The 13,477-nt window shown below is 71.1% G+C and carries 10 protein-coding genes and 2 tRNA genes; 3 read left to right on the top strand and 9 right to left on the bottom strand.

Features of this window, described 5'->3' with window-relative positions; all coding sequences use genetic code 11:
* Positions 1–52 precede the first annotated feature (52 nt).
* Positions 53–2,338 (top strand): ATP-binding cassette domain-containing protein, encoded by a 2,286-nt coding sequence (locus tag Bra3105_RS11105; protein WP_228356750.1) that lies wholly within the window; start codon positions 53–55, stop codon positions 2,336–2,338.
* Between the two features lie 109 nt (positions 2,339–2,447).
* On the opposite strand, the gene Bra3105_RS11100 is transcribed toward Bra3105_RS11105, so the two are convergent.
* Complete coding sequence (locus Bra3105_RS11100; protein WP_228356749.1) at positions 2,448–3,302, bottom strand: alpha/beta fold hydrolase; 855 nt, start codon at positions 3,300–3,302, stop codon at positions 2,448–2,450.
* 57 nt (positions 3,303–3,359) lie between these two features.
* Here Bra3105_RS11100 and Bra3105_RS11095 point away from each other — a divergent pair, with 57 nt between their 5' ends.
* The gene (locus tag Bra3105_RS11095; protein WP_228356748.1) at positions 3,360–3,839 is read left to right on the top strand and encodes a MarR family winged helix-turn-helix transcriptional regulator; all 480 of its coding nucleotides are present in this window, start codon (positions 3,360–3,362) and stop codon (positions 3,837–3,839) included.
* A gap of 32 nt (positions 3,840–3,871) precedes the next feature.
* On the opposite strand, the gene Bra3105_RS11090 is transcribed toward Bra3105_RS11095, so the two are convergent.
* The 6 genes from Bra3105_RS11090 to Bra3105_RS11065 all read right to left on the bottom strand — a co-directional run bounded on the left by Bra3105_RS11090 (position 3,872) and on the right by Bra3105_RS11065 (position 7,475).
* Positions 3,872–4,204, bottom strand: a complete 333-nt coding sequence (locus Bra3105_RS11090; protein WP_228356747.1) for a VOC family protein — start codon at positions 4,202–4,204, stop codon at positions 3,872–3,874.
* Positions 4,205–4,290: 86 nt separating this feature from the next.
* A complete protein-coding gene (locus tag Bra3105_RS11085) occupies positions 4,291–6,309 on the bottom strand; it encodes a hypothetical protein (protein WP_228356746.1) in 2,019 nt (672 codons plus the stop codon).
* A 245-nt stretch (positions 6,310–6,554) separates the two neighbouring features.
* Positions 6,555–7,007, bottom strand: a complete 453-nt coding sequence (locus tag Bra3105_RS11080) for an SRPBCC family protein (protein WP_228356745.1) — start codon at positions 7,005–7,007, stop codon at positions 6,555–6,557.
* A gap of 99 nt (positions 7,008–7,106) precedes the next feature.
* Positions 7,107–7,179 (bottom strand) — tRNA-Ala (locus Bra3105_RS11075).
* A gap of 52 nt (positions 7,180–7,231) precedes the next feature.
* Positions 7,232–7,378: a DLW-39 family protein gene (locus Bra3105_RS11070; RefSeq protein ID WP_228356744.1), complete on the bottom strand. Its 147-nt coding sequence runs from the start codon at positions 7,376–7,378 to the stop codon at positions 7,232–7,234.
* A 23-nt stretch (positions 7,379–7,401) separates the two neighbouring features.
* Positions 7,402–7,475: transfer RNA gene (locus Bra3105_RS11065), tRNA-Ile, on the bottom strand.
* Positions 7,476–7,788: 313 nt separating this feature from the next.
* On the opposite strand from Bra3105_RS11065, the gene Bra3105_RS11060 reads away from it, so the two are divergent.
* Entirely contained in the window at positions 7,789–9,441 is a 1,653-nt protein-coding gene (locus tag Bra3105_RS11060; protein WP_228356743.1) for a molybdopterin-dependent oxidoreductase, read from the top strand.
* Between the two features lie 298 nt (positions 9,442–9,739).
* Here Bra3105_RS11060 and Bra3105_RS11055 read toward each other — a convergent pair whose 3' ends face one another.
* Together Bra3105_RS11055 and gyrA are read right to left on the bottom strand one after the other, a co-directional pair.
* Entirely contained in the window at positions 9,740–10,501 is a 762-nt protein-coding gene (locus Bra3105_RS11055) for a DUF3566 domain-containing protein (protein ID WP_228356742.1), read from the bottom strand.
* 3 nt (positions 10,502–10,504) lie between these two features.
* Positions 10,505–13,453, bottom strand: a complete 2,949-nt coding sequence (gene gyrA / locus Bra3105_RS11050; protein ID WP_228356741.1) for a DNA gyrase subunit A — start codon at positions 13,451–13,453, stop codon at positions 10,505–10,507.
* Between the last annotated feature and the right edge of the window lie 24 nt (positions 13,454–13,477).

Below are 13,477 nucleotides of genomic sequence, written 5' to 3'. Positions count from 1 at the left end.
CTAGACTCCATTCCGGCCCGAATCTGACCGGAACCCTCGGTACGGTCGCGCCATGTGCCCCGCGACCACGCCCGCAGCCTCCGCGACCACAGCCTCGCCGGGCGACTCCGTTTCCGGTGCCCGCACGATCAGCATCCGCGGCGCCCGTACCCACAACTTGAAGGACCTCGACGTCGACATCCCCCGGGATCGCCTCGTGGTCGTCGCAGGGCTCTCCGGCTCGGGGAAGTCCTCCCTCGTCTTCGAGACGATCGCCGCCGAGGCGGGGTTCCAGCTCAACGAGACCTTCCCTCCCTTCGCACGCAATCGACTCCCCCGCTGGTCACAGCCCGATGTGGACTCGATCCATGGCGTCTCCCCCGTCATCGTCATCGACCAGAGGCGCCTGGGCGGCAACGCCCGCTCCACGGTCGGGACCGTCACCGACGCCTGGTCCTCGCTGCGCCTGCTCTTTTCCCGACTGTCGACTCCGCATATCGGCGACTCCGGACGCTTCTCCTTCAATCTGCCCGACGGCATGTGCCCCACCTGCTCGGGACTGGGCGTGGTGGTCACGAGCGCCGTCGAGCGCTTCCTCGACCTCGACCGGTCCCTCGCGCAGGGAGCGATCCGGCTCCCCGGCTTCAGCAACGGCGGGTACTGGTACCGCCAGTACGCAGACATCGGCAGCTTCGATGCGACCACGCCCCTGCGGGAGTGGACCGAGGAGGAGAGGCATGCGCTCCTGTACGGCGGGGATGCCGCCGCCCGGCTCGGCACGCGCCCGCCGAAGGACTACGAGGGCGTCGTCGAGCGATTCGAGCGGATCCATCTGCACACTTCCGACGAGCTCTCCGAGCGCAAGGCCGCGGCTCTCCGACAGTTCACCCGGGCCGAGCCCTGCCCTGACTGCCACGGCGACCGCCTCGCAGAAGGGCCCCGCAGCGCCCGGCTGCGCGGCTTCACCATCGGCGAGATGGCTCGCATGGAGATCTCCGGGCTCGTCGAGGTCGTCGCCGGGATCGACGAGCCCGGCGTGGCCCCCGTGCGCGATGCGCTCGTCGCCCGACTGGGCGCGATCAGGGACATCGGCCTCGGATACCTGCAGCTGGCCCGGGCCACCACAACACTCTCCGGCGGCGAGTCCCAGCGCATCAAGACCGTGAAGCACCTCGGCTCGAGCCTCGTCGAGATGCTCTACGTGTTCGACGAGCCCACCATCGGCCTGCACCCGAGCGACGTGGACGCGATGATCCGCCTGCTCGAGGACCTGCGCGACAAGGGGAACACGGTGATCGTCGTCGAGCACGATCCCCGGGTGCTCGCCGCCGCCGACCACGTGCTCGAGATCGGCCCCGGCGCCGGCGAGGACGGCGGCCGCCTCGTGCTGCAGGGCACCTGGGACCAGGTGCGCAGCGCCGACACCGCGACGGGCCGCGCCCTGAGATCCCGCACGACGGTCGAGAGGAATGCGCGCACACCGCGAGGCACGATCCCCGTCCGCGGGGCCCGTCGGAACAACCTCCAGGAGGTCGACGTCGACATCCCCATCGGCGTGCTCACCGTCCTCACGGGCGTCGCCGGCTCAGGCAAATCGAGCCTCGCCGCGGAGCTCGTGACTCAGCACGAGGCGATCGTGGTGGACCAGAGGCCCGTGGCGGCCACTCGGCGGTCGACGCCCCTGACCTATGCGGGAATCGCCGCCCCGGTCCGCGCGCTGTTCGCACGGGAGCACGGTACGAGACCCGGCCTGTTCAGCGCGAACTCCGAGGGCGGCTGCCCCACGTGCGACGGGCTGGGCATCATCCGCACCGATCTCGCGTTCATGGACGGACAGCAGACCCCGTGCGAGACCTGCGACGGCACCGGTTTCCGTCCAGACGTGCTCGCGATGACGCTCGACGGCCTCAGCATCGCCGATGTCGAGGCGCTGACGATCTCGGAGGCGGTCGAGCACTTGCCCTCGCCGAAGATCCGGGAGAGCCTCGCGGATCTCGAGGCGGTCGGACTCGGCTATCTGCGCCTCGGCCAGGCCCTCTCGACACTCTCCGGGGGAGAGATCCAGCGCGTGAAGATCGCCGGAGAGCTGCACTCCACGGCGCCCGGAAGCCTGTACGTGCTCGACGAGCCGACGACGGGCCTGCACCCTGCGGATATCGGAACCCTGATGGGAGTGCTGGACCGCATGCTCGACGCGGGCCGCACCGTGGTCGTCATCGAGCACGAGCTCGACGTGATCCGGCGTGCCGATCACCTCATCGACCTCGGACCGGGCCCCGGCCGCCACGGCGGACGCATCCTGTACGAGGGACCGGTCACGGGGATCACCGGGACGCCGACGGCCCGCGCGCTCGGGTAGGGACCCGGCTCACTGGCAGATCCAACGGGAGGAACTGCGAACGAGGTCCGAGGAGGTGGAGTCCCGAGCTCCTCGTGACGGTTCCCCGCCCGGATGCCCGCATCCGATCTCAGACGCCTCTGCTCGCGAGGAACTCCGCGACGGCGGTGTCGAACAGATCCGGCCGCTCGAGGTTCGGATAATGGGCGGCGCCGGGGATCTCCTCATACTCCCCATCGGGGACCGAGGCGGAGAGCCGCTTCCCCATCCGTCGATGGTCCGTGCCGTCGACCGCCCCGCACAGCGCGAGGACTGGAACGTCGATCCGGTCCAGGCGCTCCCAGGTCCGCGTGACCGGCGTGAACGGCATCGGCGCGATCGGGGCGCCGTCCGCATCGAGTCGGAGATGCTTGGCCACCGTGTCCCGCGCCATGGTCTCCACGAGCTCGACCACGCGCGGGTCCACACCGTCGCGCTCACGGCGCGGACCCGCCGTGAACTCGCTGAACACCGAGATCCAGTCCTCGAGGTCCCCGGAGGACTCGGCCGCCTGCCATCTCCGGAGGACGTCCAGGCACCACGGATTCGTGAAGTTCGGCTCGCTCGTGCCCGTACCGCTCACCACCAGGGCCGACGCCCTGCCGGGATGCTCGAGCGCGACATCCACCGCGGTCCCTCCGCCCATGGAGACGCCCGCGAGCACGGCCCGCTCGATCCCGAGCGCGTCGAGCAGTGCGATGACGTCGTCCCCGAGCCGGTACGGGCTCCGCGCATCGGAGGACTCGCCGTGGCCGCGCGCGTCCGGGATGATCACTCGGCGATCGGGGAAGGACGCGACCTGGGGGATCCACATCCGATGATCCACCGCGCCGCCGTGGAGCAGGACCAGAGGGACTCCGTCCCGGGCGGACGCTGCGGAGGCGGGGATGTCGAGGTAGGCGATCGTCTGTTCGGGGAGGGTGAGCCGGTGCATCGACGCTGTCATGACACCCAGGGTGTCATGATGTCGACATTGTGACAACCAAGGTGTCATGCTTCTGCCATGAGCACTCCCCTGGATCCCGAGGAACTGGCCGATCGTCTCGCGGAGGTCTACGTCGCGATCGGGCCCGTGTATCGCACGGTCGCGCGGATCGTGGAGCGCAGCGAACCGATCATGGGCATGTCGACGGGAGTGCGCAACGTCCTGGATCAGCTGCGCCGCGGCGGCGACCTCACGGTGCCTCAGCTCGCGGGCGCCCAGGATCTGAGTCGGCAGTTCGTCCAGCGGATGGTCGATGACGCCTCCTCGGCCGGGTTCGTCGAGAGGCATCGGAACCCCTCCCATCGGCGCTCGTTCCTCGTGCATCTCACGGCTGACGGGGAGGCCGCCATCGCCGCGGTCGCCGCGCGTGAGCACACGCTGATGGGTCAGGTGGGCGGCGAGCTCACCGGCGCCGAGGTCGACGCGACGCTGCGGGTCCTGCACCACATGCAGCGCGCCCTCGTGGCGATCGACGACCGCGCCGCCCCACCGCGCTGAGACGCACACGGGCCGGCTGGCGCGGGCCATGATCACGACCCCGTCAGCACCACCCGGTTCCCGTCCGGATCGGCCAGCACGAGGATCCGCGCCCCGCCGCCCGGCTGGGGACCGTCGTGCGCGATGCCGTGCGCGAGGAGACGCTCGGCGTCGTCGTCGATGTCCGTCACGAGGAGGGACACCGTGGAGTGCCCTGCGCTCTCCGGCTCCGACCACACCTGCAGTCCGAAGCCCGGCCCCAGGTGCCACTCGAGCAGCCCGGCCATGGGGCGGGCGTCCGGCGGCCTGCCGCACAGGATCGTGAACCACTCCTCGGCACGGTCGACATCGGTCACCGCGCACTGCCCCAGAAGTCCCTCGAACATGACGTGCTCCCCTCGCGGATGTCGTGGCCCATCCTGCTCCCGATCACGGTTCCCCGCACCCCATGCCCCGCACCTCCGTGCGGCCCTCACCCTCCGGAGAGCAGCATCCGCAGCTCCGCGGCGCGGGACTCGAGCGGCCACAGACGGGTCTCCCCCAGGGTCACCAGCTCACGCCCCGGCGGGGAGACATGGTCGGCGATGTCACCGATCAGATGGCAGATCTCCCCGGGGGCGGGGAGGTGGTCCATGAGCTGCACCGTCGTCACCGCCGCATCGAGGACCACGGCGCGCGGGCCGTCCTCCGTCCCGGTGATCCGCAGCTCCACGTCGTCCCGCCCCACGGACCGTGCGACCTTCCGAGCCGCCACGGGCAGGCCCTCGACGCTCTGGTCGGCGATCTCCTGCGCCGACCACACGCACACGTGGCCGAAGACGGACCGATGGCCGCGGTGGGCAGTGTTCAGCAGACCCGCCCAGGTGGAGCTCTCGGCGGCATGCTCCGCCAGCCCGCGGTCGGAGCCGTCGCAGAGGGAGATCCCGCAGCTCTCGAGCACGGCCAGGCGATCGGACGACGACATGGAGAGCATGAGGTCGTGGGCGTTCGTGCGATCGGACCATTCGCACCACGCCCGCTCCTGCGCGGCGGCCGCGGCATGCCGTCCCCGCTCTCCGAACGCCGTGCGCGCCATCTCCTCGATCTCGTCGACGTGCCAGATGGCGACGAGAGCTGCGATCAGGGGCTCCCCGCGAGAGCCGGGGCGCACGGTCACCCAGCGCTGCGCCGGGTCGCGCAGCACCGCGGCGACGCCGTCGAAGAAGGCTCCCCCGTCCCACCACGGCCTGCGTGCCCCGCGGAGCTCGACGGGCGCACTGATCTCCTGGCCGTCGACCACTGCCGTGGCCTCCACCCTCCGCGGACCGATCGACGTCAGGCCGACGCGCGGGACGGCGAGTCCGGGGCGGGCCGCATCCGCCATGGCGCGGACGCCGCTCGTGAGGGACGTCGCGAGTCGCACCGCGCGCCCGTCGTCCGGGATCCTCTCCTGCAGATGCACGATGCCGCGCAGCAGACCTCGATGGCCGACGCCGGCCGGCGTCGCGAGGACGTCGTGGTACGGCCGGTCGCACATGCGAGGCACGCGCGACGGACGCCGCACGGGCAGTCGTTCGGCGATGTCGTCGGTCCAGGGGACGAGCCCCACGCGGCGCATGTTCTCGAGCTGGTCCGCGAGGGCCATGGGCGGGTGCACACCGGTCCACGCCGGCACGTCGACCGAGGAGACGGCCAGCCCCGCGGTCATCCGCGGAGCGCCGAGGGTGAAGGGCACCTGCTCGGAGGTCGAGTGCTGCTCGACGCGCTCCATCCACTCGCCGCCGGCGCGGAGGGCCGGCGGCAGCACCTCGAGCAGCAGACCGCGCACCGCCGCCTCGTGCGCCGCGGGCACCACCAGGCAGTGATCGGGCGCGTCCACGACGACCTCCCGGTACATGACCAGACGCAGGTCCGCAGGCAGGATCGCACGCAGCGCCTCCGCGAGTCGGGACCGCAGATCCTTCTCCGTCCAGTCGACGACCGCGTCTCCCAGGCGCACACGGCAGGGCGGTCCCCCGATCGTCGGCTCGAGCGCGTCCGCGGATGCCGGCTCGCGAGGACCGCGCGGCCGCGTGGCGTCGTCGGCGGAGAGAACGGCGAGGTGGATGGGGTGCACGGCGGGAACGGAGTCCCGCAGTCGGTGCGCCGTCCGGCGGATGAGCGCGAGCTGCTCGACGAGCGGCAGATCATCCGTGTCGATGTATCCCGCGGCGAATGCGAGACCGTCGAGGTCCACGCGCATGCGGCGCTGCAGTGCCGGGACGCCTCCGACGTCCTCGCACAGCAGCCACCAGAAGCATGCGCGCCGGTGAGGCGGTATCGAACGCGCACCGCTGCCCCCGTCCCCGAGGTCCTCGGGGGTCACTCCGCGAGCGACCGCGCGCGCGAGCATCGACCGATCGCAGTCGTGATGGAGTTCCAGTCCGAAAGCGGCGAGCTGGTCGATCTGCTCGTCCAGTGTGGGACCCGATGCCTCCAGGGGGACCGCACTGCCCCGCAGGAAGTCAGCCATCCACGCGCCTCGACAGCATCCTCAGCCTTCGGGCACCCGCTCGCCGCACGATCGCCGTCCCCCGGTCCCGCCCCCTGACGCTGTCCCTGTGCGCGACGGCCGTCGCGGGCGGGTGCTGAGCTCCCGCGCCGACCATCGTCCTGCGCACCGTCACGTTATAGCCCGTCAGCGGGATGTCGGAGGATCTCCGAGTTTCTTCACATTTCGGGCGTTCAGGAACCGCACCGATCCGCAGAGGGAACGGGTCACGCCCGGGCGATCGCCTCGCGCGCGAGCTCCTCGAGGAAGGCCTGCCAGCCCGCCAGCACGCCCTCCTGCTGCTCCGTGGTGAAGCCGGGAGTCTCCTGGCTGAAATGCATCCGGGTTCCGGCGCCCTCAGGCGACAGCTCGACGAGGATGCGTGCGCGCGACTCCGCCTCGGGCCGGTCGCTGATGGTGAGCACGAGCCGCTGTGCCGGAACGACCTCGAGGAACTCACCGATCCAGTCGATGCTCGCCCCGTCGGGGAGCACCATCCGAGCACGCCAGGCGCGTCCTGGCTCGGCGACCAGGTCCAGGCCGTCCTGCGGCACGTCGACCTCGGGGCCGCCGAACCACCGGGCGAAGGACTCCGGCTGCGTCCATGCGGCGAACACGGCCGGCGACGGCGCGGGGATCTCGCGGTCGATCTCGATGCCGTGATCCGTGGTCCCTGTCATCAGGGCTCCTGGGTCTCGTGCGTGTCGTTCCGCCGTGGGACGACGTCCCACGGAAGGAGTCAGGCCCCCTTCCTCGAGGAAGGGGGCCTGACTGAGACGTGGAGACTAGGGGGATCGAACCCCTGACCTGAAGCTTGCAAAGCTACCGCTCTACCAACTGAGCTAAGTCCCCGTATCGGATTGTGGTGTCCCGAAGGACCCCGCAGGTCCGTCCGATCGGACGATCAGGCCTTCGGCTGCTGCTCGCTGATCTTCTCGGCCTCGGCCCAGAGATCGTTCTCGAGCTTGTCCGCCTCGACCTTGCGCCACACCAGGACGCCTGCGACAGCGCTGGAGACGAGGACCGCGGAGTACGTGAGCAGCTTCTTCATCGGAACCTCCGAAAGCGTGGGAGTGGGCCTAACTGGACTTGAACCAGTGACCTCTGTCTTATCAGGACAGCGCTCTAACCGACTGAGCTATAGGCCCGTGTGCTGCGGATCCGGATCTCCGGGCCGCACCGACGCTCAACTGTAGCGAAGCGTGCGCATCCGCGTCCAACCCGGCGGAGGCCCTGTACCGGACATCACAGGCCCCTGACCGGGACGTCCCTGATCACGCGCCCGCGTCGGGCCCGGAGCCGCGGCCCCGGGCACGGCCCCGCCCGCTGCCCATCGCCCGCACTTCATCCCTTACGGCTTCGTCACAGGTGTCGACGTCCCTCTCCCGCAGGAGCAGACTCGTGCCGACCGCGCGCTCCGTCGACCGCCGATGCCGCCCGGTCGGGAAGGAGCGCCGCATCGTGGTCGATCTGCGCTCGCGGCCGAGCACGGGGCGGGATCCGCGGCGACCGGCCGCGCCTCGCCGTCCGCGCAGCTTCCCCTGGTGGTCGGCCCTGGCCGGGATCGCTTCGGGCCTGGTCCTGCTCGCCGTGTCCGGGCTGTGCTCCCTTGCCTTCAGCTCCTCGTCGGCGCCGCTGATCGCGGTGGGCGGCGCCTTCGTCGACGTGGTCCCGCCCGGGTTGAAGGACCTGGTCATCGGGCTGTTCGGCACGCGCGACAAGCTCGTGCTCGGCATCTCGATGCTGCTCGTGTACGCCGTGGTGACGGGACTGATCGGGGTGCTCGGCGCGAGACATGCGCGAGCGGCGGCCGTCCTGCTCGCACTGCTCGGCGCCGCCGCCGGCGTCTTCGTGCTCACGCGCGCCCAGAACTCCGCGGCCGACGTGGTGCCGACCCTCGCCGGCACGGTCCTCGCGGTCGTGAGCCTGCTCGCGCTGGTCAGCAGGGCCGGCGCGCCCCCGTCGGCCGACGGGCACCGCGGGCGGGACGCGCCCTCCCCTGTCGCTGCGACCTCCCCCGCCGCCGCGACGTCCCCTTCCGCGGCGCCGCCCCGTCGGGCCCTCATCGCGGGCACAGGAGTGCTCGCCGCCATCGTCGCGGCGGGCGCGCAGGGCATCGCGACCAGTCGCGATCTGAGCCGGAAGGTCGCGCAGTTCGTGCTGCCCACTCCGGCCAAGCGCGCGGCGCCGATCCCTGCCGGGGCACAGGTCGACGTCGCGGGGATGCCTCCGTTCGTCACCCCGAACGGCGACTTCTACCGCATCGACACCGCTCTCGCGGTGCCCCGCGTGGACCCCACGAGCTGGAGCCTGCGCATCCACGGCCTCGTGGACCGGGAGATCGAGCTCGACTTCTCCCAGCTGCTCGCCGAGCCCATGGTCGAATCCCATGTGACGCTGACCTGCGTCTCCAATGTCGTGGGCGGTGATCTGGCGGGCAACGCCACGTGGATCGGGGTGCCCGTCGTCCGGCTCCTGGAGCGCGCCGGCGTGCAGGACGGAGCCGACATGGTCCTCTCCCGCTCGACCGACGGCTTCACCGCCTCGACCCCACTCGAGGCGCTCACCGACGGACGCGACTCGCTGCTCGCCGTGGGCATGAACGGCTCCCCGCTGCCGCCCGAGCACGGCTACCCGGTGCGGATGGTCGTCCCCGGGCTCTACGGCTACGTCTCGGCGACCAAATGGCTCACGGAGCTCACGGTCACCCGCTTCGCCGACCAGACCGCGTACTGGACCTCCCGGGGCTGGTCGGAGCGCGGCCCCATCAAGACCGCCTCGCGCATCGACGTGCCCCGCGAGGGCAAGGACCTCGAGGCCGACGGGGACGGCGCCGTGATGCTCGGCGGGACCGCATGGGCGCAGCACCGCGGTGTGCGCGCCGTGCAGGTGCAGATCGACGACGGGGACTGGCTCGACGCCGAGCTGGGCACGGCGGTCACGTCCGACACCTGGACCCAGTGGGCCCTGCGCTGGGGCGACGCGCGTCCCGGAAAGCACACGGCCCGCGTGCGAGCGACGGACGACACGGGCGAGCTGCAGACCTCGCAGCACGCAGATCCCGCCCCGAACGGCTCGAGCGGCTGGCACACCATCCGCTTCACCGTCGCCTGACCCGGGCGGGCCGGCGGCCGCAGCCGCCGACCGAGGGCACCCCGGTCCGGCCTGTCGCCCACCGGCATATACCGGACCCCTCTGCCGTATATGGCAGTGATGTCGCCCTGGCGCCGGTGGCCGACACGGCACACGCAGCAGAGCCCTGGAGAGCCCGCACGCGGCCCACCGCCGCAGCGTGTCCCGACGCACGCAGAAGCGCCCGGCGCCGCCGTGGCGGCGCCGGGCGCTTCGCTGAGATGCGCGGGAGAGATCGGGGCGCGGCGGGATGACCGCCGCGCCCGCTCTCAGCCGGCTGTCACTCGTCGGTGAAGGTCATCTTCAGTCCGCCCAGCAGGGCGGCGACGATGTTGTAGAGGAACGCGAGGAGCGTGCCGAGCGCCGTGATGATGACGATGTCGACGACGGCGGCGATGGTCGCGTAGCTGATCATCTTGGAGAACTTGAAGTACTCCATGAAGGGCAGCGGCTTGTCATTGTTGAGGTCGCGGCCGATCTCGTCGATCTTGTCCCAGATGCCGATGACCTCGACGAGGTTCCACAGCACGGCCACGGCGACCACGGTCGCGATGCCCACGGCGATCGCGATCAGGAACGACATCTTCATGACGGAGAAGGGGTCGATCCGCGAGAGCGTGAGGCGGATGCGGCGGGGGCCGCCGGAGCGCGTGGGCGCCTTGGCCGTCGCCTTCGCCGGGGAGCGGCTCGCGCCCTTGTTCGCACCGTTCGCGCTGCCGGTCCCGCGAGGGTTCGCGCTCGACGCGGAGGTCGCGGAGCCCGTGCGCTGGGCACCGGTCCGCTGCGCGGAGGTGGTGCCGGCGTTCTTCGCGCCACCGGTCTTCGCACCGCCCGTCCTCGAGCCGCTGGCGCCGTTCGCGGAGCCCGCGGAATTCGCGGTCGTCGACGAGCCGGTCGACGCGCCCTTCGAGGAGGTCCTCGAGGAGCTCTTCGCGGGCCCCTCAGCGTCGTCGGTCGGTGTGAACGTGACCGTGGGCGCGCCCTCCGTGCCGCCGGCGCCGCCCGGGCGGCTGGGCGTCGAACCGTTCTTGCTGCTTGCCACGGGTCACTCCTCCGATGAGACGTCGCCGGTGGACGCGTCGTCGCTCGACGCGTCGTCGGACGCACCCGAGCCTAGAGCATCTGCGTCCGCATCCTCGGCAGACGCGTCGGGCGCCTGCTCCGCGGGATCGACCTCGGGACCGGCCGCGGGATCGGCCGACGACTCGGTCGACGGCTCATCCGCGCTGTCGGCCGGGGCGTCGCCCGCGCCGGCGGCCGACGGGTCGTCCGCTCCGTCCTCCGGATCGGCCTCGTCGAGGTCGACGTCGGACTCGGCGCTCACGGCGACCAGCACGATGTGGTCGTTCTTGCCGGGCTTGGCGAAGACGACGCCCATGGTGGTGCGGCCCTTGACGGGGATCTCGGCGACGCGCGAGCGCACCACCTTGCCCTTCTCCATCACGACCAGCAGCTCGTCGCCCTCCTCGACGACGGCGGCGCCCACCAGGTGGCCGCGGTCGTCGGGCAGCTTGGCGACGCGGATGCCGAGGCCGCCGCGGCCCTGGACCCGGTACTCCTCGATGTCCGAGCGCTTGGCGAAGCCGCCGTCGGTGACGGTGACGACGAAGGTGCCGGGGCGCACCACGTCCAATGCCAGCAGCTCGTCGTCGTGGCGGAACTTCATGCCGGTGACGCCGCTGGTGGCGCGGCCCATCGGGCGCAGCACGTCGTCCGAGGCGGGCATCCGCACACTCTGGCCGTTGCGGGAGACCAGCAGCAGCTGGTCGTCGCTGTTGACCACGCGCGCGGCGACGAGCTCGTCGGGCTGGGGCCCGTCGGCCGTCTCCATCTCGCGCAGGTTCACGGCGATGATGCCGCCCGTGCGGGACGAGTCGAACTGGGTGAGCGCGGTCTTCTTCACAAGGCCGTGGCGGGTGGCGAGCACCAGGTACTCGGCGTCCTCGTAACCGGAGATCGCGAGGACGGAGGCGATGTGCTCGTCCGGCTGGAAGGCCAGCAGGTTCGCCACGTGCTGGCCCTTGGCGTCGCGCGGCGCCTCGGGGATCTCGTAGCCCTTGGCGCGGTAGACCCGCCCGGCGTCGGTGAAGAACAGCAGCCACTGGTGGGTGGTCGTGGTGAAGAAGTGCTGGACCACGTCGTCGTCCCGCAGGCTGGCGCCGCGCACGCCCTTGCCGCCGCGCTTCTGGGCGCGGTACTGGTCGGTGCGGGTGCGCTTGACGTAGCCGCCCTTGGTGATGGTGACGACCACGTCCTCCTCGGGGATGAGGTCCTCCATCGACATGTCGCCGTCGAAGGGCAGGATCTCGGTCCGCCGCTTGTCGCCGTACTTGTCGACGACGCCCGCGAGCTCCTCGGAGACGATGTCGCGCTGGCGCTGCGGGGAGGCGAGGATCGCCTTGTACTCCTCGATGAGGGCCTGCAGGCGGTCGTGCTCCTCGATGATCTTCTGGCGCTCCAGGGCGGCCAGGCGACGCAGCTGCATCGAGAGGATCGCGTTCGCCTGGACCTCGTCGATCTCGAGTAGCTCCATGAGCCCGGTGCGGGCCTCGTCGGCATCCGGGGAGCGGCGGATCAGCGCGATGACCTCGTCGAGCGCGTCGAGCGCCTTGAGGTAGCCGCGGTAGATGTGGATCTGCTCCTCGGCGCGGTCCAAGCGGTACTGGGTGCGGCGCACGATGACGTCGAGCTGGTGCTTCGTCCACTCGCGCACGAAGGAGTCGACCGACAGCGTGCGCGGCACGCCGTTGACCAGGGCGAGCATGTTCGCGCTGAAGTTCTCCTGCAGCTGCGTGTGCTTGTACAGGTTGTTCAGCACGACCTTCGCGACGGCATCGCGCTTGAGCGTGAGCACGAGGCGCTGGCCGGTGCGGCCGGAGGTCTCGTCGTTGATGTCGGCGATGCCCTGCAGCTTGCCGAGCTTCACGAGCTCGGCGATCTTGCGGGCCAGCGAATCGGGGTTGACCTGGTAGGGCAGCTCGGTGACGACGAGCGCCATCCGGCCCCGGATCTCCTCGGTGGAGACCACGGCGCGCTGGGTGATGGAGCCGCGGCCGGTGCGGTACGCCTCCTGGATGCCCTTGGTGCCCACGATGGTCGCGCCCGAGGGGAAGTCGGGGCCCTTGATGCGCGCGAGGCACGCATCGAGCAGCTCCTCCTTCGTGGCCTCGGGGTTCTGCAGCAGCCACTGGACGGCGTCGGAGACCTCGCGCAGGTTGTGCGGCGGGATGTTGGTGGCCATGCCCACGGCGATGCCGGCGGAGCCGTTGCACAGTAGGTTCGGGAAGCGCGCCGGCAGGATCGTCGGCTCCTCGAGGGTGCCGTCGTAGTTGTCCTGCATGTCGACGGTGTTCTCGTTGATGTCGCGCACGAGCTCGAGGGCCAGCGGCGCCATCTTGCACTCCGTGTACCGCGAGGCGGCCGCGCCGTCGTCGCCGGCCGAGCCGAAGTTCCCCTGCCCGAGGATCAGCGGGTAGCGCATGTTCCAGGGCTGCACGAGGCGCACCATGGCGTCGTAGATCGCGGAGTCTCCGTGGGGGTGGTAGCCGCCCATGACCTCGCCGACGACCTTCGCGCACTTGGAGAAGGAGCGGTCGGGGCGGTAGCCGCCGTCGTACATCGCGTAGACGATGCGGCGGTGCACGGGCTTGAGTCCGTCGCGCACGTCCGGGAGGGCGCGGTCCACGATCACGCTCATCGCGTAGTCGAGGAAGGAGCGCTGCATCTCCTGGTTCAGGTCGACCTGGGTGATGAGGTCGCCCTCGCCCTCGTCGAGCGGGTCCACCAGGGTGATCACGCGCTCGGAGGCCTCGCCGACCTCGATCTGGGTGCCGCCGGCGTCGGGACCGTCGGGGCCGACGGGCGCGCCCGATCCGGTCGCGTCGTCGGAGGGGTCGGGGACGTCGCCCGCGCCCTCGGCGCCGGTCGGGGTCTGCTGGTCTTCGGGGCCGCCCGGGGTGCCGGGGTTCTCGGGGGTGTCGGAATCGTCGTTCATCAGCTGGCGCCTTTCGTTCAGGGC

It is taken from the genome of Brachybacterium halotolerans subsp. kimchii, assembly GCF_020792675.1.
Classification (GTDB): Bacteria; Actinomycetota; Actinomycetes; order Actinomycetales; family Dermabacteraceae; genus Brachybacterium; species Brachybacterium halotolerans.
Note: the sequence above shows the minus strand (reverse complement) of the source record. Positions and strands in the feature narration are given on the sequence as shown.